This is a genomic window from Kitasatospora sp. NPDC091335 (assembly GCF_044757205.1).
Taxonomy (GTDB): Bacteria; Actinomycetota; Actinomycetes; order Streptomycetales; family Streptomycetaceae; genus Kitasatospora.
This window is the reverse complement of sequence record NZ_JBIVUM010000032.1, coordinates 21,923-47,069: the sequence shown is the minus strand read 5'-3', so window position 1 is coordinate 47,069 and position 25,147 is coordinate 21,923. Positions and strand designations below refer to the sequence as shown.

At 74.2% G+C, this 25,147-nt stretch carries 23 protein-coding genes; 9 read left to right on the top strand and 14 right to left on the bottom strand.

The window, feature by feature from the left end; translation table 11 throughout:
• Window positions 1-14 precede the first annotated feature (14 nt).
• Window positions 15-650, top strand: a complete 636-nt coding sequence (locus ACIQOW_RS38530; protein WP_401092498.1) for a hypothetical protein — start codon at window positions 15-17, stop codon at window positions 648-650.
• Here the strand turns inward: ACIQOW_RS38530 and ACIQOW_RS38525 are convergent.
• The 3 genes from ACIQOW_RS38525 to ACIQOW_RS38515 all read right to left on the bottom strand — a co-directional run bounded on the left by ACIQOW_RS38525 (window position 641) and on the right by ACIQOW_RS38515 (window position 5,659).
• Complete coding sequence (locus tag ACIQOW_RS38525) at window positions 641-2,932, bottom strand: acyltransferase family protein (RefSeq protein ID WP_401092497.1); 2,292 nt, start codon at window positions 2,930-2,932, stop codon at window positions 641-643. The genes ACIQOW_RS38530 and ACIQOW_RS38525 overlap by 10 nt on opposite strands.
• A gap of 174 nt (window positions 2,933-3,106) precedes the next feature.
• A complete protein-coding gene (locus tag ACIQOW_RS38520) occupies window positions 3,107-4,846 on the bottom strand; it encodes a glycosyltransferase (protein ID WP_401092496.1) in 1,740 nt (579 codons plus the stop codon).
• 246 nt (window positions 4,847-5,092) lie between these two features.
• Window positions 5,093-5,659, bottom strand: coding sequence for a GNAT family N-acetyltransferase (locus ACIQOW_RS38515; protein WP_401092495.1), 567 nt, complete (start codon window positions 5,657-5,659; stop codon window positions 5,093-5,095).
• Between the two features lie 313 nt (window positions 5,660-5,972).
• Here ACIQOW_RS38515 and ACIQOW_RS38510 point away from each other — a divergent pair, with 313 nt between their 5' ends.
• A complete protein-coding gene (locus tag ACIQOW_RS38510) occupies window positions 5,973-6,878 on the top strand; it encodes a lysozyme (protein WP_401092494.1) in 906 nt (301 codons plus the stop codon).
• Between the two features lie 58 nt (window positions 6,879-6,936).
• Here the strand turns inward: ACIQOW_RS38510 and ACIQOW_RS38505 are convergent, their stop codons facing one another.
• The 3 genes from ACIQOW_RS38505 to ACIQOW_RS38495 all read right to left on the bottom strand — a co-directional run bounded on the left by ACIQOW_RS38505 (window position 6,937) and on the right by ACIQOW_RS38495 (window position 11,462).
• Window positions 6,937-8,628 (bottom strand): protease pro-enzyme activation domain-containing protein, encoded by a 1,692-nt coding sequence (locus tag ACIQOW_RS38505; RefSeq protein WP_401092493.1) that lies wholly within the window; start codon window positions 8,626-8,628, stop codon window positions 6,937-6,939.
• Window positions 8,629-8,835: 207 nt separating this feature from the next.
• Entirely contained in the window at window positions 8,836-10,671 is a 1,836-nt protein-coding gene (locus ACIQOW_RS38500) for a M1 family aminopeptidase (protein WP_401092492.1), read from the bottom strand.
• A gap of 161 nt (window positions 10,672-10,832) precedes the next feature.
• Window positions 10,833-11,462 (bottom strand): maleylpyruvate isomerase N-terminal domain-containing protein, encoded by a 630-nt coding sequence (locus tag ACIQOW_RS38495; RefSeq protein WP_401092491.1) that lies wholly within the window; start codon window positions 11,460-11,462, stop codon window positions 10,833-10,835.
• A 591-nt stretch (window positions 11,463-12,053) separates the two neighbouring features.
• On the opposite strand from ACIQOW_RS38495, the gene ACIQOW_RS38490 reads away from it, so the two are divergent.
• The 3 genes from ACIQOW_RS38490 (at window position 12,054) to ACIQOW_RS38480 (ending at window position 14,336) form a co-directional block, all read left to right on the top strand.
• Complete coding sequence (locus tag ACIQOW_RS38490; RefSeq protein WP_401092490.1) at window positions 12,054-12,782, top strand: TetR/AcrR family transcriptional regulator; 729 nt, start codon at window positions 12,054-12,056, stop codon at window positions 12,780-12,782.
• Window positions 12,783-12,887: 105 nt separating this feature from the next.
• The gene (locus ACIQOW_RS38485; protein ID WP_401092489.1) at window positions 12,888-13,223 is read left to right on the top strand and encodes a hypothetical protein; all 336 of its coding nucleotides are present in this window, start codon (window positions 12,888-12,890) and stop codon (window positions 13,221-13,223) included.
• A 15-nt stretch (window positions 13,224-13,238) separates the two neighbouring features.
• Complete coding sequence (locus ACIQOW_RS38480) at window positions 13,239-14,336, top strand: M14 family metallopeptidase (protein ID WP_401092488.1); 1,098 nt, start codon at window positions 13,239-13,241, stop codon at window positions 14,334-14,336.
• 182 nt (window positions 14,337-14,518) lie between these two features.
• Here ACIQOW_RS38480 and ACIQOW_RS38475 read toward each other — a convergent pair whose 3' ends face one another.
• The 4 genes from ACIQOW_RS38475 to ACIQOW_RS38460 form a co-directional block, all read right to left on the bottom strand.
• Complete coding sequence (locus ACIQOW_RS38475; RefSeq protein WP_401092487.1) at window positions 14,519-15,898, bottom strand: hypothetical protein; 1,380 nt, start codon at window positions 15,896-15,898, stop codon at window positions 14,519-14,521.
• 5 nt (window positions 15,899-15,903) lie between these two features.
• Window positions 15,904-16,674, bottom strand: a complete 771-nt coding sequence (locus ACIQOW_RS38470; RefSeq protein WP_401092486.1) for a hypothetical protein — start codon at window positions 16,672-16,674, stop codon at window positions 15,904-15,906.
• Window positions 16,675-16,692: 18 nt separating this feature from the next.
• Entirely contained in the window at window positions 16,693-16,956 is a 264-nt protein-coding gene (locus ACIQOW_RS38465) for an ABC transporter permease (protein WP_401092485.1), read from the bottom strand.
• A 405-nt stretch (window positions 16,957-17,361) separates the two neighbouring features.
• Window positions 17,362-17,988, bottom strand: coding sequence for a TetR/AcrR family transcriptional regulator (locus tag ACIQOW_RS38460; protein ID WP_401092484.1), 627 nt, complete (start codon window positions 17,986-17,988; stop codon window positions 17,362-17,364).
• A gap of 163 nt (window positions 17,989-18,151) precedes the next feature.
• On the opposite strand from ACIQOW_RS38460, the gene ACIQOW_RS38455 reads away from it, so the two are divergent.
• Genes ACIQOW_RS38455 through ACIQOW_RS38445 form a run of 3 tightly spaced genes read left to right on the top strand, consistent with a single transcriptional unit; the run spans window position 18,152 to window position 20,663 of the window.
• Window positions 18,152-18,910, top strand: a complete 759-nt coding sequence (locus tag ACIQOW_RS38455) for an SDR family oxidoreductase (RefSeq protein WP_317620342.1) — start codon at window positions 18,152-18,154, stop codon at window positions 18,908-18,910.
• Entirely contained in the window at window positions 18,907-19,695 is a 789-nt protein-coding gene (locus tag ACIQOW_RS38450; RefSeq protein ID WP_401092483.1) for an SDR family oxidoreductase, read from the top strand. Before ACIQOW_RS38455 ends, ACIQOW_RS38450 begins: the two co-directional genes overlap by 4 nt.
• Window positions 19,692-20,663, top strand: coding sequence for an NADPH:quinone oxidoreductase family protein (locus ACIQOW_RS38445; protein WP_401092482.1), 972 nt, complete (start codon window positions 19,692-19,694; stop codon window positions 20,661-20,663). The genes ACIQOW_RS38450 and ACIQOW_RS38445 overlap by 4 nt, the downstream gene beginning before the upstream one ends.
• Before the next feature lie 121 nt (window positions 20,664-20,784).
• Here the strand turns inward: ACIQOW_RS38445 and ACIQOW_RS38440 are convergent, their stop codons facing one another.
• Window positions 20,785-21,606 (bottom strand): NAD(P)H-binding protein, encoded by an 822-nt coding sequence (locus ACIQOW_RS38440; RefSeq protein WP_401092481.1) that lies wholly within the window; start codon window positions 21,604-21,606, stop codon window positions 20,785-20,787.
• Window positions 21,607-21,699: 93 nt separating this feature from the next.
• On the opposite strand from ACIQOW_RS38440, the gene ACIQOW_RS38435 reads away from it, so the two are divergent.
• Window positions 21,700-22,113, top strand: a complete 414-nt coding sequence (locus ACIQOW_RS38435; protein WP_188298436.1) for a helix-turn-helix domain-containing protein — start codon at window positions 21,700-21,702, stop codon at window positions 22,111-22,113.
• 75 nt (window positions 22,114-22,188) lie between these two features.
• Here the strand turns inward: ACIQOW_RS38435 and ACIQOW_RS38430 are convergent, their stop codons facing one another.
• The 3 genes from ACIQOW_RS38430 to ACIQOW_RS38420 form a co-directional block, all read right to left on the bottom strand.
• Window positions 22,189-23,478: an alpha/beta hydrolase family protein gene (locus tag ACIQOW_RS38430; RefSeq protein ID WP_401092480.1), complete on the bottom strand. Its 1,290-nt coding sequence runs from the start codon at window positions 23,476-23,478 to the stop codon at window positions 22,189-22,191.
• A gap of 155 nt (window positions 23,479-23,633) precedes the next feature.
• Window positions 23,634-23,807 (bottom strand): hypothetical protein, encoded by a 174-nt coding sequence (locus tag ACIQOW_RS38425; RefSeq protein WP_401092479.1) that lies wholly within the window; start codon window positions 23,805-23,807, stop codon window positions 23,634-23,636.
• Between the two features lie 105 nt (window positions 23,808-23,912).
• Entirely contained in the window at window positions 23,913-25,142 is a 1,230-nt protein-coding gene (locus ACIQOW_RS38420) for an acyl-CoA dehydrogenase family protein (protein WP_401092478.1), read from the bottom strand.
• Window positions 25,143-25,147 lie beyond the last annotated feature (5 nt).

Below are 25,147 nucleotides of genomic sequence, written 5' to 3'. Positions count from 1 at the left end.
GGAAGGACGAGCACATGACTGGGCAGCCCACCGGAGGGCAGTGGCAGTGGCCGCAGAACGCTTGGCAGCCCCCGCCGGTCCCCCTGCACACCCCGCCCTTCGCGCCTCCGCCGCCGAGGCGTCTCTCGCGCAGGGCCTGGACGGCCGCGATGGTCGGGACGGGCGCCGCGCTGGCCTCCGTCCTGGTGATGTGCGGGCCCGGGTCGGGTGACGAGACGCAGTTGACGGCACTGCCGGACGTCTCGCCCTCGGCCTCGGCCACGGATCCGGAGACGCCCCTGCTGCCGGTCACCCCGTCGCCCGCGACGCCCGCGCCCTCGCCGCTGCCGGCGCCCACCCCGGGGGCGGCGGTCCCGGCGGCCGGCCTGGGCGTGATGGCGGCCACGCCCACGGTCCACGCCTCGGCCCCGGCCTCGGCCGTCGCCGACGCCCAGCACGCCACCACGAGCCCGCGGCCCAAGCCCGCGCACAGCCCGCACACGGCCGCGCCGCCCCGCGTCCCGTCGGCCGCGCCCGCCCCGACGGGTTCCGGGACGGACGCGGCGGGGTCGGGCGGCGGCCGGGGCGGCATCTGCGACCAGGCCGAGCGGGCGGGCAGGTGGCCGGCCGGGTCCGAGCAGTCCCGGCTCTGCCACAGCGTCTACGGCTGAGCCACCGCCGAAGCGCCGGGGGCCGACGAGGCGCCGGGGCCGGCCTCGGCACCCGGGGTGCCGGGGGCGACCGGCGCGCCCTCGGGCCCGGGCGTCCCCAGCAGCCCCTTGTCCAGCCTGGGCGCCAGCACCCGCGCCAGGGTGTCGGTGATGTGCCCGGTGTCCCGGTACAGCACCACGCCCTCCAGCACCGCGGGGCAGGACGCCCCGGCGCCGGGGCAGAGCAGCGGACCGAGGTCCAGGGTCCGCACCCCGTACCGGGCCGCCAGCCCGCCGTCCAGCACCGGGTCGGGCTCGAAGGCGGTGTCACGCGGGAAGGCGCAGGCGTCCGAGCGCCCGTCGGAGGCGGCCAGGCAGGTCGGGATGTCCTTGCCGGGCATCGGGGTGTCGCCGAGGTAGGCGAGCGGGGCGCCGAGCGCGGTGAGCCGGTCGAACGTGCGGGTCCAGCCCTCGGCGCGCTCCTCCTGGCTGCCGTAACGGTTGAGGCCCGCCATCAGGACCAGCCGCGGCTTGGGCCCCGAGGTCAGCCGGGTGAGGGTGTTCTCGCGCCAGCGGTCGCACTCCTCGAAGGTGCGGCCGAGCACGTTGTTGCGCACGGTGAGGGTGGCCAGCGGGCAGCCGGGCTTGACCAGGACCTCCAGAGCCCAGTGCCGCTGCTCGGCGAGCGCGAGGGCGGAGGAGATCCACTGCCCGGCGTGCGAGTCGCCGAGCAGCACGATCCGGTCGGGGCTGTCCTCGGCGCCGAACAGGCAGCGCGGGCTGCTGTCGGCGTTGAGCGGGATCTCGCAGCCCTTGCCGGGCGGGAAGTCCTCCCTGGCCCGGGCGAGCGAGGGCGTCAGGGCGAGCACCCGGGTGCCGGGGGCGAGCAGGCCGGGGCCGTCGGGGGCCCCGGCGGGGGCCGCCAGGGTGCCGGAGGCCGGGTCGCCGAGGGCCCGTACGGTGCCGCCGCCGAGGGTGAGCGCGGCGATCAGCGGGATGACCAGGGCGCTGGCGCCGACCGCGAGCCCGCGCCGGGGCGCCGGGCTGCTGCCGTACCGCAGCGGCTGCTCGACCAGCCGCATGGTGAGCCAGGCGGGCAGCGCGCTGGCGGCGGTGAGCGCGAGCAGCGTGGTCCAGGGCAGCGTGCCGTACCGGGCCTGGGCGATGGTCAGCACCGGCCAGTGCCAGAGGTACCAGGCGTACGAGAGCCGTCCGGCGGCGCGCAGCGGGCGGGTGGCGAGCAGCCGTCCGGCGTCGGCGGCGCCGAGGGAGCCCTGTCCGGCGAGCAGCACGGCGGCGGTGCCGAGGACGGGCAGCAGCGCGGCGGCGCCGGGGAACGGCGTGCTGCGGTCGTACAGGACGACCGGTGCGAGCACGGCCGCGAGGCCCAGCCAGCCGGTCAACCGCAGCGTCCACAGCACCGGGCGCCGCTCGGTGCGGGAGGCGAGCGCCGCGCCGGCCAGCGCCGCGCAGGCCCCGGCCGCGAACTCCCAGAGCCGGCTGCCGGTGGAGAAGTAGGCGAGCGGCGCGGAGGTGGCGGTCCAGCGCAGGCACAGGACCAGCGAGACGCCGCCGACGGCCACCGTGGCGAGGGTGATCGCCAGCGTGCGGCGGCGCCCGTGCAGGTAGCGGGCGAGGCCGAGCAGCAGGACGCCCCAGAGCAGGTAGAACTGGTTCTCCACGCCCAGCGACCAGAAGTGCTGCAGCGGGCTGGGGTCGCGTTCGGCGGCCAGGTAGTCGGTCTGCTGGCCGACGAAGCGCCAGTTGGCGAACTGGCCGGCGGAGGCGATCAGGTCGCGGGCGAGGTCGGTGCCGCGCAGCGGGTCGAGCAGCGCGCCGCCGGCGACGGCGGTGGCGACCAGCACGGTGGCCGCGGCGGGCAGGATGCGCCGGGCCCGGCGGGCGGCGAAGTCCCACAGGCCGAGCGGCCGGCCGACCAGCATGCCGGTGATCAGGAAGCCGGAGATGACGAAGAAGACGTCGACGCCGACGAAGCCGCCGGTCAGACCGGGGACGGCGGAGTGGAACGCGAGGACGGAGAGCACGGCGACGCCGCGCAGCCCCTCGATGTCGGGGCGGAAGGCGGTGCGCCGGCGGGGCTGCCCGCTCTCGGCGACGGCGGCCCGCTGCGGGACGGCGGGGTCCCGGTCCACCCGGACGACGCCGGGCAGCAGCAGTTCGGCGGAGCCGAAGGCCGGTGTGTCCGGTACGGCGGCGGTGGACGTGGCGGCGGAGGACGGGACGGCAGCGGATGAGGCGGCAGCGGATGAGGCGGAGGACGAAGGTGGTACGGCCGTTGACACGGCGGTGCTCCTTGCAGGGCTGGCAGCGGTTGTCGGGGCCGCCGGGCCGATGGGGCGGCCTGGCGGTGTCCGCGCCGGTGGGGCGACGCGCAAGGAAACGCGGCGATCGACAGGGATCGGAGAGAGCGGAGGGGGAAGCGGACGCGACGGTGCGTCAGCCAGTCGGACGGTGCGTCAGAAGACCAGCGGATCGGCCCAGCCGGAGGCCAGCAGCCCGCACAGCAGCAGCACGGCGGTGACGGCGACGGCCTCGGCCCGGCCGAACCCGAGGTCGGAACGGCCCCGTGCGGGTGCGGCGACCTCACCGACGGCGGCGCCCTTGCCGCCCTTCGTGCCGTTCACCAGCGGCCACAGTTCCCGGATCAGCGGGATGATGGTGTACGCGGTGAGCCCGAGCAGCAGGGTGAGCGCCCAGTACGGCTGCCAGCCGTACAGCACCGCGGCCCGGACCAGTCCGGCGATGCCGGCGAGGACGACGAAACCGAGCCAGCCGACCCCGATCCGGGCGACGGCGCGGGCGAGCGAACTGCCGCCGGAGACGGCGCCGGTGGGCACCCAGTCGGCGGAGCGGCGGCGCAGCGCGTGGGCGATGGCGACCACGTGGCAGAGCCCGCCGAGGAGTTGCACCCGGGTGACCTCGAAGCGCCAGCGGGTGCGGGACATCGCGGGCAGCAGCACCAGGGAGACCCAGATCGGCGGCAGGAACGGCAGCACCTGCCAGGGCTGGATCTCCTCGGGCCGGAAGAACAGCATGATCAGGGCGGGCAGCGGCACGGCGAAGACGTTCACCGCGCTGGTGACGTAGCCGAGGATGCCGTTCCAGAAGCAGAGCCGGGCGGACTTGGGCAGCGGTCCCTTGCGGAAGTCCGGGTCGCGGACCAGGGCCAGGGAGCCGAGGCACCAGCGGTACTGCTGGCTGATGAAGGCGGGCAGGCCGGTGGGCGACATGCCCTTGGCGACCAGCGCGGGGACGTAGCGGGTGGACCATCCGGCGCGGGCGAGGGCGAGCCCCGTGTAGAGGTCCTCGCTGTGGTCGATCTCGGCGAAGCCGCCGATCCGCTTCAGCGCGGCACGGCGGTAGAGCGCGTTGGTGCCGCAGCAGACGGTGCCGTCCTGGGCGTCCCTGGAGGGCTGGATCCAGCGGTAGAAGATCTCCTGGGTGGCTCCCGCGGCGCGTTCGAGCCAGGACATGTCGGCGTCCGTGTCGAAGCACTGCGGGCTCTGCACGATGCCGACCTCGGGGTTGTCGAGGTAGGGCACCAGGTGGTGCAGGAAGTCGGGGCGGGGGCAGAAGTCCGCGTCCAGGACGGCGATGATCTCGCCGGTGCCCTCGGCCAGGCCGTGGTTGAGGTTGCCGGCCTTCTTGAAGCGGCCCCGGTCGGGGCGGGCGTGGTACCGGAAGCCGTAGGACTCCGCGAGTTCGCGCACCTCGGGGCGGCCGGCGTCGTCGAGCACCAGGACGGTCAGCTCACCGGGCCACCGGACGGCCGCGGTGTACCGGTAGGCGTTGTCCAGGACGGCCAGCGGTTCGCCGGCGGTCGGCAGCAGCAGGTCCACGCTCGGGGCGCGGGCCGGGCTCCAGGCGCGCATCAGCAGGTCGTGCGAGTCACGGGTGAAGCGCCGGGCGCGCTGGCCGTCGGTGAGCGAGAGCAGCCAGGTGGCCGCGTTGAGCACGGTGAGCACCAGGAACGGCCAGAGCAGCGGCTTGCTGAGGGCGAACAGGCCGAGCGTGGCGGTGGCTCCCGCGTAGGAGAGGGTGGCGCAGAGCAGCACCCAGCGGCGCTGCGGGCCGAAGTACCAGTAGAGCTCCTCGTCGTCGGGCGGGCTGGGCAGTCGGTGGTCGTCGGGCTCCTCGGGTGTCCGGCGCGGACCGGTGTCGGGTGCGGACATGGCGGTGCCATGGAGAACGGGCATGCGGAAATGGCCCCCCTGGGCAGCGGACGGAACGTGGCCGTTCGCGCTCAGCTTCTCACATTGGCCTAGACCAATCATGAACGAGGTATGACATCTCCGCATCGCCCCAGCTCAGCGACTTGACGGCATGTCACCTGCGGAAACCCGGTCGAGCGAGGCTGAACCGAACCCCGAGGGCGGGCCGTTTCAGATGCCCGCAAGGCCCCCGTCACAGCCGTCAACTCCCGTACACCGGCGTCCGTTCTGTCACACTGCCTTCAACTCCTTGACGAGGTGGGCGAACCGGAGGTCCGGCCGCAGCGGGATGCCGAAGCGCTCGTCGCCGTACGGGAACGGGCTGAACTCGCCGGTGCGCCGGAAGCCGCGCCGCTCGTACCAGGCGATCAGGTCGGCGCGCTGCTCGATCACCGTCATCTCCATCGCGCCGACGCCCCACTCCTCGGCCGCCAGCCGCTCCGCCTCGGCCAGCACGGCGCGGCCGATCCCGCCGCCCTGGAGCCCGGGGCGCACCGAGAACATGCCGAAGTAGGCCAGCCCGCCGCGCCGTTCGAGCTGGCAGCAGGCGAGTAGTTCGCCGTCCCGCTCGGCCAGCAGCACCAGGCCCTCGGGGTGGCTCACGGCCTCCGTGACGGCCTCCGGGTTGGTGCGTCGGCCGTCCAGCAGGTGCGCCTCGGTGGTCCACCCGGCCCGGCTGGACTCGCCCCGGTAGGCGGACTCGACCAGCGCGACCAGCGCCGGGACGTCGGCGGGGGTGGCAGGGCGGAACGCGGGCTCCCCGACGGGCCGGGCGGGGTCGGTGGCGGTCTCGGTCATGGCTGCTGCTCTCCTCAGGTGCGGGGGCCGCCCGTGGTGGCCGGCCCGCGGGCATCGTGCCACAGCGTGCCGGGCACGCCCGGGTCCGCCCCGGCCCGGCCCGGCCGCCGGCTCGCGCCCCGCGCCACCGGCAAGACCGGCAACGCCGGTTGCCGGTCATGGCGATCCGGCCCATGTGACGTGCGTTCACGATGTGAACAAAGATGCCTGGCGGTGATGCCAGGTACATGGCTACTCTGCGGTACGGCCGGTCAGTCCCCGGCCGTACCGGGTCATTTCGACCTTCCCCTCGCACGGAACCAGAGGAGTGCTCATGCCCCGCTCTTCCCGCTCCGCCCGCACCACAGGCACCACAGGCACCGCCCGCACCGTCCGCGCGGCCCGTCGCCGCCTGCCCGCACTGGCCGCCCTCACCGCCGCGGCCGCCCTCACCGCCGGCCTGGCCACCCCCGCCCACGCGGCCGAGCCCGCCCCCGTCGCCCCCGTCGCCGAGGGCCGCCCCGGTTTCCACCCCGAGCAGGACTTCGCCGGCTCCACCGTCGCCGCCCGCGAGGGCCGCACCGCCGCCGTACCCTTCGCCTCCCTCGCCGCCACCCAGACCCCCGGACTGGACGTCTCCGGCTACCAGGGCAACGTCAACTGGTCCTCGGTGTCCGCCAACGGCGGCAGGTTCGCCTACGTCAAGGCCACCGAGGGCACCGGCTACACCAACCCGTACTTCGCCCAGCAGTACAACGGCTCGTACAACTCCGGCCTGGTCCGCGGCGCCTACCACTTCGCGCTGCCGAACTCCTCCTCCGGCGCCACCCAGGCCAACTACTTCGTCAGCCACGGCGGCGGCTGGTCCGCCGACGGCAAGACCCTGCCGCCCGCGCTGGACATCGAGTACAACCCCTACGGCGCCACCTGCTACGGCCTCAGCCAGAGCGCCATGGTCAGCTGGATCCGCGACTTCAGCAACACCGTGCACGCGCGCACCGGCCGCTACCCCACCATCTACACCACCACCAACTGGTGGACCCAGTGCACCGGGAACAACGCCGGCTTCGGCGCCACCAACCCGCTCTGGATAGCCCGCTACGCCTCCTCCGTCGGCACCCTGCCGAACGGCTGGGGCTACCAGACCTTCTGGCAGTTCGCCGACGCCGGCACCTTCCCCGGCGACCAGAACTACTTCAACGGCGCGGCCGACCGCCTCCGCGCCCTCGCCCTGGGCTGACCCGCCGGCCGTCGGGCCCCGCCCCCGAGCCGGGGCCCGACGGGTGCGCGGCCGCGGGTCACAGGGCCTTGAGCCCGTCCAGCAACCGCTGGCCGCCGGGGGTGCCGAGGCCGGTGCACGCGTCCCAGCCCCTCCCGGCGAAGTACGCGCCGTTGCTGCCCTTGGTGACGTCCCGCAGCACGCCCGTCGCCAGCTTCGCGTACAGCAGCGGGTTCAGGAAGCCGACCTGGGCCGCGCCGGGCAGGCCCTGGTTGACCCTGGCCAGCAACGCGGACCACATCGGCGCGGCGGCGCTGGTGCCGCCGGTCACGAGGACGTGCTCGCCGTCGATGCTCGGGACGACCACGCCGGTGCTGCCGGCCGCGAGCGCGGCCACGTCCGGCACGCCCCGGCCCTGCGCGTGCGGCGGGTTGGCCGACGGGGGCACCTGGGCGCCGTCCTGGAAGGGCGGCACCGGGAACAGCTTGCTGATGCCGCCACCGGTCCGGTTGCCCGCACCGTCGTCCCAGACGGTCTCGCTGACCACCTGCCCCTGATCCACCACCAGGCGGGTGCCGCCGACGCCGAGCACGTGCGGGCTGGAGGCGGGGAAGTCGGCGTGGGCGCGCTCGTCGAGCGCCTGGTCCTTCGAGCCGTCGTCGCCCGAGGCGCAGCAGATGCTGATGAACTTCTCGGCCGCGTTGGCGAAGGCCGCGTCGGCGCTGGCGATCGCCCCGGGGGTCCACACGGTGCGGCCCTCCTCGGCGTTGCCGTAGCTGCAGGAGATCACCGAGGGCCGGTTGACCGTGTCGGTCACGATCCGGTGAATCACGTCCACCCAGCCCTGCTCGGTGAACTTGCTGAAGTAGACGACGATCTTCGCCTTGGGCGCGAGGGAGCCGACCACCGCGAGGTCGAGCATGATCTCACCGGTGCTGTCGAGCCGCAGCGGTCCCCCGTCGTCCCGGCCCGGGTCGTTGCCGGTGGATCCGACGTTCGGGATCACCACGTTGGTGATGTCCGGCATGGGCCGGCCGAGGGCGGCGAAGTAGGTGCGCAGCGCGTCGGCCGAGTAGCCGCCGGAGGGGACGCCGGGATCCGTCTCGCCGTTGAACGCGAGGACGGCGACGCACTGTCCGCTGCCGTCGGTTCCGGCGGGGTAGGCGTACGGGGTCTCCAGGTCGGTCGGGAGGAAGACTCCGGCCGGCAGCCCCGGCACGGCCTCGGCGATCGGCAGCGAGAGGTCCGTGAAGGCCTGGCGGATCAGCAGGTTGGCGCCGATCGGCCGGTTGTCCAGGCCGAAGACGCCGGTGACGATGCCGCTCAGCCCGGCGGGGACGTTGACCGCGCCTTCGCGGCCGCGGTAGATCCGGGGGTTGTCGTCGGCGTCCCGGTAGCGGTAGCGGGCCAGGGTGACCCGGAAGGCGTTCGAGACGTCCTCGGTGGTGCCGGTCAGCTGGACGCTGCGGGCCAGCGGGTTCTCGTGGGAGACGGCGAGGTGGTGATCGCCGGCGAACGCCTCGACCGCCTTGAGGTCGGTGTCGCGCCACCGGTGGACGGCGGCGTACGCGTCGTCGTCGGGGGCGGTGCGGCGGGTCGGTGGCTGCATCGCGAGTTCGTAGACGTCGGGACGCGGGGGCGCGTCGGGGTCGCGCCGCAGGTAGACGGTGACGGTCAGGGGTGCCCGTGGGTCGGCCGGTCCGATGACCCGCGCTCCGCCCAGCGGAACGCGGGAGCTGTCCGGCAGCGCCACGTAGTGGTTGGTCGACATGATCGCTCCAGCGGTCGGGTCAGCGCCGGGAGCCTCGCGACTCTTGGTCGTGTGCTTTCGACTGTCCGCGTACGGCACACGCTTATGTCGTACACGTACAGCGTCCTCCCGGCCCCCCGTGGCGTCAAGGGGCGTCAAGGGGCGTCAGGGGGCATCGAAGGGTGCCGCCCCCGGCCGGGACCGGAGGCGGCACGGGGCCGTACGGGCTCAGCCCTCGATGCGGTGCCGGCTCCAGAAGGAGGTCAGGTCCACGGTGGTGGCGGCCTGGGCCGCGGCCTTGAACTCCGCGGTGGTGGAGATGCCGTACCAGTGCGCCTGCGCGTAGGTCCGCAGCAGCGTGGTCATCGCGGTGTCGCCGATCGTCCGTCGCAGGTCGTGCAGGGCGCACTTGCCGTAGCCGTAGACGACCGTGGAGTAGCGGGAGGAGTTGGCGTCCCAGTACGCCATCGAGTTGGTGATCTTCTCGGCCGGGGAGGCCCAGGAGACGCTGTTCCAGCAGCCGTTGCCGGTCTTGCCGAGGGCGAGGTCGGTGGCGTAGTCGGTGAAGGCCTCGTCCAGCCAGGGGCCGTTGTACTCGTCGTCGCCCACGATGCCGTACCACCACTGGTGGCCGATCTCGTGGGTGAGCGCCGTGTTGCTGACCAGGTCGAGGACGAATCCCGGGTACTCCATGCCGCCGAACCAGAAGTTGTTGTCGATCACCGCGTCCAGCTCGCCGTACGGGTAGGCCCCGAAGCGCTGGGCGTGGGCGTCGACCGCCGAGGTCGCGGTGGAGAGCATCGACGCGGAGTCGGCCGCGCTGATCCCGGCCACCGAGTAGACGTTCACCTTCACCCCGGCCGCGGAGGTGCCGGAGATCCTGGTGAACGGTCCGGCGCCCCAGGCGAATTCGCGCACCTTGCTCGCGGTCGCCTTGGTGACGGTCCGGCCGGCCGCGCCGGGGGTGTCCACCGAGGTGCCGGTCGCGGGCACCAGCAGGCCGGTCGGGTGGTCCAGGGTGACGGCGAAGTCCGAGGCCACCGCGTAGAAGGACTCGCCGTTGTTGGTGTACGGGTCGAGGTGCCAGCCGGCCGCGTCCCGTATCGCCAGGACGGGCAGGGCGTTGCCGAGGAAGTTGTACGCGCCGTCGTGGCCGAAGCGGTCCGCGCCGCTCGGCACGGTGATGCCGAGGTCGAAGCCGACGGTGCCGCTCTGGCCCTGCGCGAGCGGAGCCGGCAGGGTGATCTTCAGCGCGGTGCAGTTCACCGTGAGCGGGGAGGCGGTGCCGCCGGTCACGTTGGTCACCGTGACCGGGGTGCCGGGGCAGCTGCCGTGGGCGTTGTCCCACAGCCGCAGGTACACCTCGTTCAGCGGGGTGGGCGAGGCGTTGGCGAAGGTCACGCTCTCGTGTCCGGTCCAACTGCCGCCGGAGGCGTCGCTGGTGAGGCTTACGGTGTAGGCCGGCGCGGCCGGGGTGCGGGTCGGGTCGCCGGGCTGGGGCGGGGTGCCGCCGCCGGAGGCGTCCAGGGTGACGTCGTCCAGCACGAAGCTGGTCTGGAGGCCGGCGTCCTCGACGCCGGTGAAGGCGAGCGTCACGGTCTGGCCCGCGAAGGCGGACACGTCGACGGTCTTGTGCACGTACCCGGCCTGGGCGTCCAGGTTGGAGTAGCCGGCCACGGTGGTGGAGCCGAGCCTGACGGACAGCTTGTCGTAGGCGGTGCTGCCGGTCGTCTCGGCGGTGTCGACGTGCAGCCAGAACCCGAGCGTCGCGGCGCCGCATCCGGCCGGGAGGGTGACGGACTGCGAGAGCGTGTCGGTGTGGCTGGAGCCGTAACCGTCGAGCCAGGCGTAGGAGCTGCCGGAGTGCGCGCTCTGGCCGCTGTCGGCGGTGATCGCGCCGCTGGGCGCCGTCCAGGGCGAACCGCCGGACTCGAAACCGCCGTTGGCCACCACCTGGGCGGGTGTGCAGTCCGCGGCGCTCGCCACAGCGGGGGTGGCGAGCGCCGCGAGGCCGGTCGCCGCGAACAGGGCGGCGCCGGTCAGGGCAGGCAGGATTCTTCTCATCGGAGCCTCTCGTGGGGAGCGGGCCGGGAGCAGCAGCGTGACAGCAAACCCGCACCTTTGAAAGGCTCATGACATGTGACGCGTACGCCTCATCCGCGGACCGGATCGCCGGTCGGCCACCTCACCTGATGGCCGCCCCGGCGCCCCGGCGCCCCGCCGGCTCACCGGATGACCGGCAGCACCGCCTCCGCGCCGCGCCCGGTCGCCGCCTCGATGAAGGCCACCGGGTCGGCGACCTCCGCCAGCAGCGCACGGGTGAAGGACAACGCCCCCTCCGCGGGCGGCGGGCCGCCGACGGCCGCGATCAGGTCGAGCAGGTGGACGGTCGCCTCCATCAACGCCACCTCGCCGAGCGCACCGACCGTCACACTCCCGAGCAGCGGGTGCGCCACCGTGGCGTCCGGCGACAGGTCGGCCAGACCGGCCAGCGCCGCCGGACCCTCGACACCGAACCGGGCGATCAGCACGGCGGGCCCGGTCTCCCCCGCCGACTGCGTCGCCGCCTCGGCGATCTGCCCGGCGGCGGTGTGGGCGAGGCCGCCCGGCCGGTTGTAGGCCCGCAGGATGCCGGCCCCGGTGGCCACCTCGGCCGGCCCGTCGACGACCGCCCCGCGCAGCCCCGTGAACATCTCCGGCACCGGCGCCACGTGCGCGTACAGCGCCCGGACGGTCCACCCGGGCAGCCGGGTCGGCCTGTCCCACTCCTCGACGCCCAGACCCGCACCCCGCTCCGCCCAGGAGGTCCAGGCCTCCGCCAACAGCTCGCGCACCCGGTCGTTCTGACTGCTCATCGGCTCTCCTCACGGGGACGGTGTCCGGACGGCCCACGCTACCCGGCGCCCCTGGAATGCCGGTTGCCACCCCCGCCCCGGGGCACAGCCCTGGTCGCCGTCCTCGCCGTCCGTCTGCCCCTCGACTGAAGCCCCGCCCGACTACACACCGCGTTCGACCGGCCCGTCCCCGTCACCACACCCACCGTCCCGCGTACGACCCCAACCCCCAACGCCCGACGGCGGATCGAGCCCGCCACGCCACCCCCGCCACCGGCCGTCGCCGCCCGTTTCGGTCACTCACCGCAGCCGACCCCGCCATCCCGGTCGCCGCCCTCACGGCCCGACCCGCCGCCCGACCGGTCGACTGACCAGCGGAATCAACGAATCCACAGACAGCACCCGCTCACCCGGCTACGTCCGATTCATACCTTGTATCCTGGTTCTGTATCCGCTGAGTGACATCATCCGCCGATTGACATCCGCCGAAGACCCAGCCCGGCAGCGGGCCCCGCACCGCGGCAGATCCGCCGAGCCGCTCCCCGACCGGCTCGGACCCGACCAGCCCGGGCACGGCCGCCGACGCTGCCACCGACCCGGAGGAGTGCGGACATGGCCGAGCAGGACCCCCCCGAGAAGCGGGGCCGGCTGAGCCGCCCGCTGGTGCTGGGCGCCGCCGTGGCCCTGGTCGACCGCGAGGGCCTGGCCGCGCTGACCATGCGCAGGCTCGCGGCCGACCTCGGCGTGGAGTCGATGGCCCTGTACCGGTACACCCCGGGCAAGGAGGCCCTGATCGACGGCCTGGTCGAGGCCTACTTCGACGAGATCAACACCCGGCTGCGGACCGGCAGCAGCACCGGCCGCGGCCCCGGCGGGGTGGACTGGCGCGCCGAACTGCGTCGGATCGCCCAGGCGTTCGCCGCCACCGCGCACGCCCACCCGGAGATCCTGCCGCTGGTCGCGACCCGCCCGCTGGCCGTCCCGGTGGTCCGCCGCCCGGCCTCGGTGCTCGAACTCACCGAGCACATCCTCGCCGTGCTCGGCCGGGCCGGCTTCGACGACGCGGGCTCGCTGACCGTCTACCGCACCTTCGTCGCCTGGAACCTCGGCTGTCTGCTGGTGGACAAGCGTCAGGTGGTCGACAACCCGGAGGAGCCGGACCCGGCCCTGCGGCTCGGCCTGCACCTGCTGCCCGCCGCCGACTACCCGCGGCTGCGCGCCCTGGTGCCCCGGTTCGCCGACTTCGACGACGACGCCGAGATGCTGCGCGGCCTGGACAGCCTGCTCGACGGGATGCCCAAGCCACCCCTTGACGACTTCTACGGCGACGACGCATCCTGAGGATACGAGGTACACGTCGGACATATACCCTCCAATCGGCGCCGCCCGGGGAGCCGCCGGACACCGCTCCGGCCCCGCTCCGACGGCACCCGGAAGAAGACCGCCATGTCCGCCGTTCCGTACGACCCGCATGACCCGCACGACGACATCCTGCGCCTGCGCGTCACCGCCAAGGACCCGCAGACCCTGCGCGCACTGCTGCGCGACACCCGATCCGACACCGGCGGACGCCCGCACGTCGAGGCGGACGGCCGCATCGGCATCGACGTCTACGCCACGGCCGCCCAGGTGCCCGCCCTCGAACGCGAGGGCGTCACGGTCACCAGGACCGGCAACGCCAGTGAGGCCGGGCGCGCCGCCCAGGCCGAGGTCGGCGGCGGCGACCGGTTCGCCCCCGCCGACGCCGTCCCGCACGGCCTCGCCGCCAAGCTCACCGGCTGACCCGGGAGGCCCGTCATGCCGTACCTGAACATCACCGAGGTCGAGTCCGCCGTCACCAGCCTGGCCGCCGCCTTCCCCGGTTCCACCCAGCTCATCACCCTGCCCGAGCGCTCCTTCGAGGGCCGCACCGCCCACGCCCTGAGGATCAGCACACCCGCGCCGGCCCCCAAGGACTGCGTGCTGATGATCGGCGGCGTGCACGCCCGTGAGTGGGGCAGCTGCGAGGTGCTCGTCCACTTCGCCGCCGACCTCCTGGAGGCCCAGCGCGACGGCACCGGCCTCGGCTACGGCGGCACCACCTTCACCGCCGACCAGGTCGACGCGCTGCTGCACCGGCTGGACCTGGTGGTCTACCCGCTGGTCAACCCCGACGGGCGGCTCTACAGCCAGACCGTCCGGTCGATGTGGCGCAAGAACCGCAACCCGGCCAACGCCGGCGGCAGCCCGAACCCGTCCTGCGTCGGTGTCGACCTCAACCGCAACTACGACTTCCTCTTCGACTTCGCCACGGCCTTCGACCCGGCCGCGAACCCCCAGGTGTCGGCCGACCCGTGCGATCCGCAGGTCTACGCGGGCCCGAGCGCGTTCTCCGAGCCGGAGACCCGCAACGTCCGCTGGCTGCTCGACCAGTGCCCGCGGACCAGGTGGTTCGTCGACGTCCACAGCTACGCGCAGGACATGCTCTACAACTGGGGCGACGACGACAACCAGTCGGTCGACCCGGACATGAACTTCCGCAACTCCCAGTACGACGGCAGACGCGGCCTGCCCGGCGACCTCGCGTACTCCGAGTACATCCCCAAGGGCGACGAGGACACCGCCAAGCTGCTCGCCGAGGCGTTCTGCCAGGGCGTCAGCGGCGTACGCGGTGTGCCGTACAAGCCGATGACCGGCTTCCACCTGTACCCGACCAGCGGGACCAGCGACGACTACGTCTACACCCGCCACTTCACCGACCCCGACCACCGGGGCAAGGTGCTCGGCTTCACGGTCGAGTGGGGCAACGACGCGGTCCCGTCGCCCAACCCCTTCCACCCGCCGTGGGCGGAGATGGAGAAGATCGTCCTCGACGTGGACGCCGGGCTGGTGCAGTTCTGCCTGGCCGCCACCTGAGACCCCGCGCCACCGTCGAGACCCCCGGAGACCCCTGGAGACCCCCGAAGCCACAGTGCCCGACAGCACGGCGCCCGCCACGACCGTTCGTGGCGGGCGCGGTGGCCCGTGTGCCCAGGCGACCCGTGTGCCCAGGCGACCCGTGTGCCCAGGCGACCCGTGTGCCCAGGCGACCCGTGCGCTCAGGCGGCCCGGTGGAAGAAGAACGGGTCGATGGACGGCGCGACCTTGGTCACGCCGTCCGTGCTGAGCAGTTGACGGGTGGTGAAGTTGGCGTTGCGCTGGTAGGTCACGCCCACCGGGAAGTTGGCCCGGTCGGGCGTGTTGTTGCCGGCGAAGATCCCGTAGAAGTCCTTCCCGACCGTGACCATCCGGATGTAGTCACCGAGGTACGGCAGCTGCGCGCCCGCCGGCGGGACGTCCCCCGGGGCCTGGTGCAGCACGTGGCTCTCCGTGGTGCCGAATCCGTCGGCGGTCAGCTCCAGCACCGTCGACCACTGGTTGTGGACCAACCGCTGGTAGACCAGTCCGACCAGGCCGTCCGAGTTGACCGCCAGCGACGGGTTCTTGCCGTTGACCACGTCCGGGCGGGCCGCGGACCAGGTCTGCCCGCGGTCCGCCGAGTGGCGGCTGTGCAGCACGTAGTCGGTGGGGGCGGTCCCGCCGAGGTTGTCGCAGTAGGCGATCCAGACACTGTTGGAGTCCGTCGGGTCCACGGCGACGGACAGGTCGGCACCGGTGCGCTCCTGGCCCAGCGTCCGCTGGCGCGGGTTGAACCGGGCCTTCCGGCCGGTGACCGCGCGCTGGCCGACCTCGCTGTCGGCCGAGTCGAGGAGGTCCTCGAAGGGGTTCGGTCCGATGCCGCCCTTGTCGTCGCGGGTCACCACGACGTCGAAGGTGATCACGGACCCCGCACCGGTGGCGGTGATGCTCATGAACGCGACGTAGACCGTGCCGTCCGGGTGCGCGGCGATCCGCACCGGCGGCCCGTCGAAGAGCGTGCCGGCCCGCCGGTCGAGCAGCACGGGCGCGAAGCCGGCCGGTGCGGGCCCCGTGCCCGCGTCGTGCGAGACGTCCACGGTGGCGGTGCCGCCCTGCCGCGCGACGTCGTTGTTGCCGATGTACACCCGGTCGGTGCTGCTGCCGTTCACCGTGGCGGTGGTGGCGACCACCCAGGGCTGGTCCTCCCCGCTCCGGTCGACGAGCACGGCCATCGGCGCGGTCGAGGTGATGACCGGCGCGCGCAGGATCTGGAGGTCGCCGGTCACGCCGTTGAGGATGCCCGTGTAGAGGCGGCCTCCCTTCGCGCCGAAACCGACGCTGATGTCCCCGGTGCCGAGGTCCCCGTTGCCGGGGACGACGCTGTTCAGCACCCAGGTGTCCCCGCCGTCCGTCGAGACGTAGACCGGGGCGAGCGGTCCGTTCATCGGGTCGGCGGTGAAGGCGGTCGCGACCAGTTCGTCCGGGTTCTCCGGGTTGACCGCGAGGTTGGGCTCGCTGTCCAGCCCCACGTCGCCGCTCTGCGCCCTGGGGGTGATGTCGACGACCTTGATGGTGGGCATCCGGCTCACCTCCGTTCCCTCAGCACGGCGAGCTTCTGCGCCGGCTGGTAGTCGTCGGGGTGGAGCAGCGTGTACGGGGCCTGCGCGGCCAGGTCGCCCCCGGCCACGTGCAGCAGCCACAGGCCCAGCTGGCCGGGCACCGGTTTCGGCGACCGGCGCCAGCGGACGTCCCCGCTGCTCGGGTAGAGGACGGTGATCCGTCCGGGGGCGGCGGCGCCGGACTCGACGAGCGAGACGTCGAGCGTGGCCCGCCACCAGTGCGGGGCGTGCTCGGAGTGGTCGGGCAGGCCGAGGTCCTCCAGGCCGACCACGGTGCCGAGGACGACGGCGTCCGCCTCGCCCGCGTGCGCGGCCAGGTCCTGGTCGCGGATCTTCCGCTGCACCGAGGAGAACGGCAGCTCGTCGGCCGTGGTGGCGGCCATCGAGACGTGCGGCCGGACGGCCTCGGCCGGCAGCCGGCCGACTTCGGCGACGCCCAGGCCCTCGCCGTAGACCAGGCCCTGGGTGAAGAAGGCCGCCGCGTCGCCGACCTTCAACAGGTCGGCGTCGGGAGCCAGTTGGACGGTGACCTCGCTGCCGCCGAGTTGCCGGAAGGCCTCCGGCGCGTGCAGCACCTGGTCCACCCGGACCACGGTCGTCCGTTCGTTCCTGGCATTGGCCGGGAAGGCGGCGAGCGAGGTGCCGCCGACCCGGGTGACCGTGCCCAGGAAGCTCAGCGGGGCCCGCCGGACGAGATCGGTGAGCTCCTCGCCCTTGACGGGCGTGGTGTCCGTCATGACGATCCTCCTCTCCGTTCACCGCACGGCGCGGACCGAGGACGGGTGCGCCCGGCGCCACTCGATCCGCGCGCCGAGCAGGCAGGCGGCGGTGACGGCGGCCGCCAGCGCGACCACGAGCCACTCCGCCGCGCCGCTGCCGGCGTCCGGGTCGACGCCGAGGAGCGTCTCGATCCACTGCGGCCACACCAGGGTGAGCAGGAACAGCAGTCCGGACAGCCCGCCGAGGGCGGTCTCCAGCCAGAAGCGGGGCCGGACCTGATGCGATTGCCGGAAGGGCATCACTGCGCCTCCCTCTCTCCAACCGCCCGGGCCGCGCCACGGCGCGGCGCGCGCCGTCCCGTGCCGCCGCACGGTGGCGGCGGCACGACCCGGCCGGGCCGGCCCGGGTCGGGGGGTTGGTCCCGTCGGCGCCGCCGGTCGGGGGCGTGGTCGCCGCGGGAGGTGATCTGCTTCGATCCGCAGCGTCGGAGCTGCGGTGGGAGTGCGCCGGGAGGGGTCCGCGGTGTCACCCTGCGTGCCGGTCCCTGTGCGCTGTACGCCTACGAGGCACACGTACTTCGTATACGAGTCTGCTCGCACTCCGTGAGCAGGTCAAGGGCGGGCCCGGAACTTCTCCGACCCGCCCCGGGGACGCCCGCGGTCAGGCCCGGCGACGCCCGCGGTCAGGCCCGGCGACGCCCGCGGTCAGGCCCGGGCGCCGAGCATCCGCAGGACCAACTCGCCGTAACGGCGCCCGAGTTCCTCCGGCGCCTCGGTGGAGTTGCCGGTATACCAGCGGGAGACGTCGATGCCCAGCGAGGTGACCGCGCGGGCCGCCGTCCGCACCTCCGCCACCTGGAACTCGCCGACCGCCACCCCCGCCCCGATCAGCGCGCTGACCTCGCGCTCGATGTCCAGCCGCAGCGCCGCGACCACGGCGTAGGCGTCCTCGGGCAGCGCGTGCAGCTCGTAGTTGACCACCCGGCCGACCGTCCTGGCCCTGGCGTGCCAGGCGGTGAACTCCTCCACCAGCCGCCGCATCCGCTCGACCGGACCGCCCGGCCCCGCGGCCGCGCCCCGGACCAGGGCCAGCGTGGCGGCGTGCCCGGCCCGGCTGATCTCGGCGAGCAGCGCGGCCTTCGACTGGTAGTGGATGTACAGCGCCGCCGGGCTCATCCCCGCCGCGGTGGCGATGTCCCGGGTCGTGGTGGCGTGGAAGCCGCGCTCCGCGAACGACTCGACCGCGGCCTGGAGCAGCCGGTACGCCGCTTCGGGGCGCGCGTCGGCGCCGGGCAGGGTCGGCCAGAGGTCGGCGAGCGGGGTGCTGGTCATGGCGTCATCCTCCCAGAGAACTCGTACAGGCATTCCCGCCGACCACCCCACGGACCGGGCAGGCGTTCGGCAGGCTGTTGACAGGCTCCCGCACCGACAGCATGCTGAGCAAGCGCTTAGTCAGGGACTGGCAGGGATCCTCGCACGAAAGGCAGGACGCTCCGTGGTGCACTCCTTCAAGGACCGGGTGGCCGTCGTCACCGGGTCGAGCCGGGGCATCGGCCTCGGCATCGCGCGCGAGCTGGTCGACCGCGGGGCCAGGGTCTGCCTCACCGCCCGCAACCCGGAGCCGCTGGCCGAGGCCGTCCGCGACCTGGGCGGCCCGGACAACGCCATCGCCGTCGCGGGCAGGGCCGACGACCCGGCGCACCAGGAGGAGGCCGTCGCCCGCACCCTGGAGGCCTTCGGCCGGCTGGACCACCTGGTCAACAACACCGGCATCAACCCGGTGTACGGCCCGGTCCTCGACACCGACGAGGCCTCCGCCGCCAAGATCCTCGCCGTCAACGTGCTGGCCCCGCTCGCCTGGACCCGCCGCGTGCACGCCGCCTGGATGGCCGGGCACGGCGGCTCGATCGTCAACGTCGCCTCCGTCGCGGGCATCCGCTCCTCGCCCGGGATCGGCATGTACGGCGTCAGCAAGGCCGCCCTGATCCGCCTCACCACCGAACTCGCCGCCGAACTGGGCCCCCAGGGCATCCGGGTCAACGCGGTCGCGCCCGCCGTCGTCAAGACCAGGTTCGCCGAGGCCCTGTACGAGGGCCGCGAGGAGAAGGTCGCCAGGGCCTACCCGCTGGGCCGCCTCGGCGTCCCCGAGGACGTCGCCGGCGCCGTCGCCTTCCTGCTCTCCCCGGACGCCGGCTGGATCACCGGCCAGACCCTGGTCCTGGACGGCGGGGTCACCCTCGGCGGTGGGCTGTGACCACCGGGGCGTTCGACGGCCGGGGCGTGGTGGTGACCGGCGGCGGGCGGGGCATCGGCGCCGCGCTGGCCCGGGCCTTCACCGCGGCCGGCGCCCGGGTGGCGGTCAACGACCTGGACGCCGCGGCGGCCCACGCCGTCTCCGGGCAGTGCGGCGGCACCGCACTGCCCGGGGACGCCGCCTCCGCCGAGGGCCTGGCCGAGCTGGTCCGGCGGGCCCGCGCCGAACTCGGCGAGATCGACGTCTGGTGCGCCAACGCGGGCGTCGCCCCGGCGGGCGGGGCCGACGCGCCCGCCGCGGCCTGGGCGGACGCCTGGGAGGTCAACGTGATGGCCCACGTCCGGGCCGCCGACCTGCTGCTCCCCCGCTGGCTGGAGCGCGGTGAGGGCCGCTTCCTGGCCACCGTCTCCGCCGCCGGGCTGCTCACCATGCTCGGCTCCGCCCCTTACGCCGTCACCAAGCACGGCGCGCTGGTCTTCGCCGAGTGGCTCTCCGCGACCTACCGCCACCGGGGCGTCCGGGTGCACGCGCTCTGCCCCCAGGGCGTGCGCACCGACCTGCTCGCCTCCACCGGTGCGGTCGGCGAGGCGCTGCTGGCCCCCACCGCACTGGACCCGGCGGACGTCGCCGAGGCCGCGCTGAACGGCATCCTCGCGGAGCGGTTCCTGCTCCTGCCGCACCCCGAGGTCGCCGACTACTACCGCGTCCGGGCCACCGACCCGGACCGCTGGATCGCCGGGATGAACCGGCTCCAGCAGGGACTGGAGAGGAGCGAGGTGCTGTGAGGGCCTGGCAGGTGGAGGAACTCGGCGAGCCCGCCGAGGTGATGCGGCTGGCCGAGGACGTCGCCCGGCCGGTGCCCGGCCCGGGGCAGCTGCTGGTCAGGGTCCGGGCGGCGGCCGTGAACTTCCCGGACGCGCTGATGGTGCGCGGGCAGTACCAGGTCCGCCCGCCGCTGCCGTTCACGCCCGGCGTGGAGCTGTGCGGCGAGGTGGCGGACGGCGCCCGGCGCGGCGAGCGGCTGATCGGCAACCCGGTGCTGCCGCACGGTGCCTTCGCCGAGTACGCGCTGCTGGACGCCGCCGCCGCGTTCCCCGCGCCCGAGGCGCTGGACGACGCCGAGGCGGCCGCCCTGCACGTCGGCTACCAGACCGCCTGGTTCGCGCTGCACCGCCGGGCCCGGCTGCGGGCCGGCGAGACCCTGCTGGTGCACGCGGCGGCCGGCGGCACCGGCAGCGCGGCGGTCCAGCTCGGCCGGGCCGCCGGGGCCCGGGTGATCGCCGTGGTCGGCGGGCCCGCGAAGGCGGAGACGGCCAGGGCGCTCGGCGCCGACCTGGTGGTGGACCGCAGGGTGCGGGACTTCGTCGCCGCCGTCAAGGAGGCCACCGACGGACGCGGCGCGGACGTGGTCTTCGACCCGGTCGGCGGCGACGCCTACACCGGCTCCACCAAGTGCGTCGCCTTCGAGGGCCGGATCGTGGTGGTCGGCTTCGCCGCCGGGCAGATCCCCGCCCCGGCGCTCAACCACGCCCTGGTGAAGAACTACTCGATCCTGGGCCTGCACTGGGGGCTCTACAACACCCACGACCCGCGCGCCGTCAGCACCGCCCACGACGAACTCACCGAGCTGGCCCGCCAGGGCATCGTCCGTCCGCTGGTGAGCGCCCGGGTGCCGCTGGCGGCCGCCTCGGACGCCGTCCTGCGCGTCGCCACCGGGCGCAGCACCGGCCGGATCGCCGTCCTCGGCGACTGACGCGCGCCGGGGCCGCGGGTGATCGGTGGGCGGCCGGTGACCGGCGGGTGGGCGGGTGGGCGGTGGGCGGCGGGTGGCCGGTGGCGGGTGGCCGGTGGCCGGTGGCCGGTGGGCGCGGGGCTCACCGCCCCTGGGCGATGACCTCCAGGGCCGGGCGCGGCTCGCGGCCGAGCAGTGCCGCGAGGTCGCCCGGCCCGCCCGGCCCGGCGAGGAAGCCGTGGGCGATCGCCGAGTAGGTGCCCACCAGCATCGGCACCTGGAAGTCCAGCGCGTCCGAGGCCGCCACCGCCGCCCTGGCCGCCGTGAGCCGGCCCGGCCGGTACTCGGCGCCGAGCGCCTCGGCCAGGTCCGCGCCGCCCAGCGCCCGCTCCCCCACCAGCTCGTAGGTCCGCCCCGCGTGCCCCTCGGGTGCCAGGGCGACGTTCACCGCCGCCTCGGCGAGGTCGGCCCGCGCCACCGCCGCGAGCCCGCCGTCCCCGAGCGGGGCGCTGATCACCCCGTCCGGGCCCGGCGCCGCGATCGCGCCCAGGAACTCGGCGTACAGGCCGTTGCGCAGCACCGTCCAGCGCAGGGTGGCGGACGCGCGCAGCCGGCGCTCGGTCCAGCGGTGGGCGAGGGCGTACGGCAGGTGGTCGCCGTCGCCGGACAGGCTGGTGTACACGACGTGCCGTACGCCCGCCGCCTCCGCCGCCTCGATCGCGGCACCGTGCCGGGCGGTCACCACGTCGTCCTCGGCGGCGCCGGCCGAGATCAGCAGCAGGGTCCGCACGCCGGCGAACGCCTCGGCCAGCGTCTCGGGCCGGTCGAAGTCCACCAGCCGGGCCGGCACGCCGTCCGGCACCCGCTCCGGCGTGCGCGAGCCGGCCACGACCCCGTCCCGTCCGGCGAGCCGCTCCAGCACGAGCGCGCCCAGACCTCCGTTGACACCGGTGACGAGCAGCATGGGGTTCCTCCGGGGTTGATCGTTCGTCGGCACCGCGATCGGCGCCACGACCATCCTCGGTAGCCTGGCCGTCCGGCGTAAGGAGGCACTTTCATGTCAGCAGGGCACACCGCGGTAACCACCCCCCGCCCGGTGGTCTGGTGCGAGGACGGCGTGGACTGCGGGATCCGCGACCTGCTGGACCGGCTGGGCGACAAGTGGTCCGTGCTGACCGTCGTCGAACTCGCCCAGGGCGTACGGCGGTTCCGCGAGCTTCAGCGCGCCCTGCCGGGCATCTCGCAGCGGATGCTGACCCTCACCGTACGCCGGCTGGAACGGGACGGAGTCGTCTCGCGGACCGTCCACCCGACCGTCCCCCCGCAGGTGGAGTACGAGCTGACCCCACTCGGACACAGCCTGACCCACCTGGTGCGGGCGATGACGGACTGGTCGTACGACCACCACGACGCGATCGTCTCCTCCCGCCGGCGCTGGGACGAGGCCAACCCCGGCTCGGAGATCCGCTGATTCCTTCCACGGCCGCGGGCTTCGAGGCGAGGCCGCCGCAGTTCGGCAGAGAGGAGGACGCGCCCCCCACCGCGGCTACCGCTCGTACGCCATCTCCGGGAAGCGCGCCGAGGGCCCGTCCAGCAGGTGGTCGTCCTGGCCGCGCAGCCAGCGGTCGAAGAAGGACGCGACGTAGGAGCGGGTGGCGAGTTCGGCGCGGCCGGGGCGGATGTCGCCGACGTCCCTGCGCAGCCGCTCCGCGTCGAGCACGCCCTGCCGGGCGAGCTGGGGCAGCAGCGGCTGGGCGTCGGTGTACGAGCCGTGGCGGGAGCCGGTGAGGGTGACGTCGGCGTGCCAGCCGGTGCTGTGCTGCCACAGGGCGTTCCAGCCGGGCTGGTCGCGGTAGCTGCCGGAGTCCTCGCCGCCGGTGCCCATCAGCAGGAACGGCCGGTTCAGGCCGTCCTCGGCGACGCTGGGCAGGGCGACGCCGGTGTGGCCGTCCGGGCCGGGGAAGTGCAGCTGGCCGTCCATGTTGACGCCCGCCGTGATCCGCGGGTCGTCGTGCATGGTCTGGAGCGCGGTGAAGCCGCCCGCCGACTGGCCGACCATGCCGATCCGGGTGAGGTCGAGGGCCGCGTCCAGCCCGGCGGGCAGGCCCGGCCGGTCGGCCAGGCCGCCGAGCCGGTCCAGCACGAAGCGGGTGTCGGCGACCCGGGTGTCCATCGCCTTGCGGAGCACCGCGCCGATGTCCAGGCCGGGCTGCCCGAGCATGCCGGGAAGCACCGAGGTGGCCAGGTCGCCGTCGGGGAAGGCGACTTCGGAGGCCTCGTAGGTGTGGTCGACGGTGACCACCACGTAGCCGCGCGAGGCGAGGTCCTCGACCAGGGCCGTCCCCCAGGTGCGCGGGTCGCCGAGGCCGGGCGAGTACAGCACCACCGGGCGCGGGCCGCCGGGCAGCGCCGGGGCGTCCCGGCGGGCGTGGGTGCGGATCGCCGACCAGTCGGTGCGGCCGGGAGCGGTGCCGTAGTTGAGCAGGCCGACGCCGTCCGGGCCGTCGAAGTGCCGGCCGGCGGCGGGCTCCATGTACGGGGCGCGGTCGGCTCCGGCGGCCGGGTGGGAGGTCGGGTACCAGAGGCTGATCATCAGCTCGCGCCGCCGACCGGGCTGCCACGGGTCCTCCCGTCCGGGGTCGGTGAGGTGCAGGGCGGTCGTCCCGATCGGGTACGGCCCGCTGGGCTCCGGCAGCCAGGCCCGCGCCTGCCGCCCGGTGCCGGCCTCCGGTGGCGCGAGCGCGCCCGCCGCGGCTGTCCCCACCGTGCCCGCCACCGCCGCCACCGCGGTCGCCGCCAGCACCACCGCCGCGACGGCCCGTCCCGCAATGCCCATGATGTTCCTCCGTGTTCCGATCGGTCGAACACGGAGGACACTACGGTCGGGGACGGGCCGCGGCCGTCATACCAGGGGGCCGACCGGTCCCTGAGTACCCGGGTGTCACACCCTTACGGGACGGTGCGGGTGACGGCGCGTCAGCCCGGCCCCGGTCAGCCCCGCCCGAGCGCCTCGACGAACTCGACCGCCTCCAGGAGGATCGGCCTCATGCGGTCCGGCAGTTCGATGGCCTCGGTGCCGGGCATGGGGACGACACGCGGGTCGTCGGGGAGCGCTTTGAGGCCCTTGACGACGATGCTCGCCGTGTCCAGGTCGACCCAGACCATGGCCGGCCCCCCGAGCGGGTCGGCGCCGATGAAGTGCAGTCGCCTGGAAGCAAACTTCCGCAGACGTCCCGCCCGGGTCAAGGGGGCGGATCCGCCCCGTGCGGTCTAGCGGTACCTCCTGAGTTCCCGCCGGGCCAGCGAGCGCTTGTGCACCTCGTCCGGGCCGTCGGCCAGCCGCAGGGTGCGGTTGCCGGCCCAGAGCTGGGCGAGCGGGGTGTCCTGGCTGACGCCGGCCGCGCCGTGCGCCTGGACGGCCTTGTCCAGGATCCACTCGACGGTGCGCGGGGTGGCGATCTTGATCGCCTGGATCTCGGTGTGGGCGCCCCGGTTGCCGACGGTGTCCATCAGCCAGGCGGTCTTCAGCACCAGCAGCCGCAGCTGCTCGATCCGCACCCGGGACTCGGCGATCCAGTCCTGCACCACGCCCTGTTCGGCGAGCGGCTTCCCGAACGCGACCCGCTCGGTGGCCCGGCGGCACATCAGCTCCAGCGCCCGCTCGGCGATGCCGATGGCCCGCATGCAGTGGTGGATGCGGCCGGGGCCGAGCCGGGCCTGGGCGATGGCGAAGCCGGCGCCCTCCTCCCCGATAAGGTTCCCCGCCGGGACCCGGACGTCCTCGAACAGCACCTCGGCGTGGCCGCCGTGGTCGGCGTCGTCGTACCCGAAGACCGTCATGCCGCGCCGGACGGTCACGCCCGGGGTGTCGCGCGGGACGAGCACCATGCTCTGTTGCCGGTGCGGCTCGGCGGCCGGGTCGGTCTTGCCCATCACGATGAGGATCCGGCAGTCGGGGTTCATCGCCCCGGTGATGTACCACTTGCGGCCGTTGACGACGTACTCGTCGCCGTCCCGTTCGATCCGGGTGGCGATGTTGGTGGCGTCCGAGGAGGCGACCTCGGGCTCGGTCATCGCGAACGCGGAGCGGATCCCGCCGTCCAGCAGCGGCCGCAGCCAGCGCTCGCGCTGCTCGGCGCTGCCGAACTGGGCGAGCAGCTCCATGTTGCCGGTGTCGGGGGCGGCGCAGTTGAGCGCGGGCGGGGCCAACTGGATGCTGCGGCCGGTGATCTCGGCGAGCGGCGCGTACTGGAGGTTGGTCAGACCGGCACCTGACTCACCGGGCAGGCCGCGCTGGTCCACGAAGAACAGGTTCCAGAGGCTCTGCTTGCGGGCCTCGGCCTGGAGGTCGGCGACGACCGGCGGGACGGCCCAGCGGTCCCGGGCCGGGTCGGCGAGCTGGGCGGCGAGGACGGGCTCGGCCGGGTACACGTGCTCGTCCATGAAGGCGAGCAGCTGCTCGCGGAGTTCGTTCGTCCTGGCGTCGTAGGCGAAGTCCATCGGTC

What these genes read in the sequence shown, in the direction of transcription:
- ACIQOW_RS38530 (WP_401092498.1), top strand. Translation starts at nt 15, where the DNA reads ATGACTGGGCAGCCCACCGGAGGGCAGTGGCAGTGGCCGCAGAACGCT.
- ACIQOW_RS38520 (WP_401092496.1), bottom strand. Translation starts at nt 4,846, where the DNA reads ATGCCCGTTCTCCATGGCACCGCCATGTCCGCACCCGACACCGGTCCG.
- ACIQOW_RS38515 (WP_401092495.1), bottom strand. Translation starts at nt 5,659, where the DNA reads ATGACCGAGACCGCCACCGACCCCGCCCGGCCCGTCGGGGAGCCCGCG.
- ACIQOW_RS38510 (WP_401092494.1), top strand. Translation starts at nt 5,973, where the DNA reads ATGCCCCGCTCTTCCCGCTCCGCCCGCACCACAGGCACCACAGGCACC.
- ACIQOW_RS38505 (WP_401092493.1), bottom strand. Translation starts at nt 8,628, where the DNA reads ATGTCGACCAACCACTACGTGGCGCTGCCGGACAGCTCCCGCGTTCCG.
- ACIQOW_RS38500 (WP_401092492.1), bottom strand. Translation starts at nt 10,671, where the DNA reads ATGAGAAGAATCCTGCCTGCCCTGACCGGCGCCGCCCTGTTCGCGGCG.
- ACIQOW_RS38495 (WP_401092491.1), bottom strand. Translation starts at nt 11,462, where the DNA reads ATGAGCAGTCAGAACGACCGGGTGCGCGAGCTGTTGGCGGAGGCCTGG.
- ACIQOW_RS38490 (WP_401092490.1), top strand. Translation starts at nt 12,054, where the DNA reads ATGGCCGAGCAGGACCCCCCCGAGAAGCGGGGCCGGCTGAGCCGCCCG.
- ACIQOW_RS38485 (WP_401092489.1), top strand. Translation starts at nt 12,888, where the DNA reads ATGTCCGCCGTTCCGTACGACCCGCATGACCCGCACGACGACATCCTG.
- ACIQOW_RS38480 (WP_401092488.1), top strand. Translation starts at nt 13,239, where the DNA reads ATGCCGTACCTGAACATCACCGAGGTCGAGTCCGCCGTCACCAGCCTG.
- ACIQOW_RS38475 (WP_401092487.1), bottom strand. Translation starts at nt 15,898, where the DNA reads ATGCCCACCATCAAGGTCGTCGACATCACCCCCAGGGCGCAGAGCGGC.
- ACIQOW_RS38470 (WP_401092486.1), bottom strand. Translation starts at nt 16,674, where the DNA reads ATGACGGACACCACGCCCGTCAAGGGCGAGGAGCTCACCGATCTCGTC.
- ACIQOW_RS38465 (WP_401092485.1), bottom strand. Translation starts at nt 16,956, where the DNA reads ATGCCCTTCCGGCAATCGCATCAGGTCCGGCCCCGCTTCTGGCTGGAG.
- ACIQOW_RS38460 (WP_401092484.1), bottom strand. Translation starts at nt 17,988, where the DNA reads ATGACCAGCACCCCGCTCGCCGACCTCTGGCCGACCCTGCCCGGCGCC.
- ACIQOW_RS38440 (WP_401092481.1), bottom strand. Translation starts at nt 21,606, where the DNA reads ATGCTGCTCGTCACCGGTGTCAACGGAGGTCTGGGCGCGCTCGTGCTG.
- ACIQOW_RS38435 (WP_188298436.1), top strand. Translation starts at nt 21,700, where the DNA reads ATGTCAGCAGGGCACACCGCGGTAACCACCCCCCGCCCGGTGGTCTGG.
- ACIQOW_RS38430 (WP_401092480.1), bottom strand. Translation starts at nt 23,478, where the DNA reads ATGGGCATTGCGGGACGGGCCGTCGCGGCGGTGGTGCTGGCGGCGACC.
- ACIQOW_RS38425 (WP_401092479.1), bottom strand. Translation starts at nt 23,807, where the DNA reads ATGGTCTGGGTCGACCTGGACACGGCGAGCATCGTCGTCAAGGGCCTC.
- ACIQOW_RS38420 (WP_401092478.1), bottom strand. Translation starts at nt 25,142, where the DNA reads ATGGACTTCGCCTACGACGCCAGGACGAACGAACTCCGCGAGCAGCTG.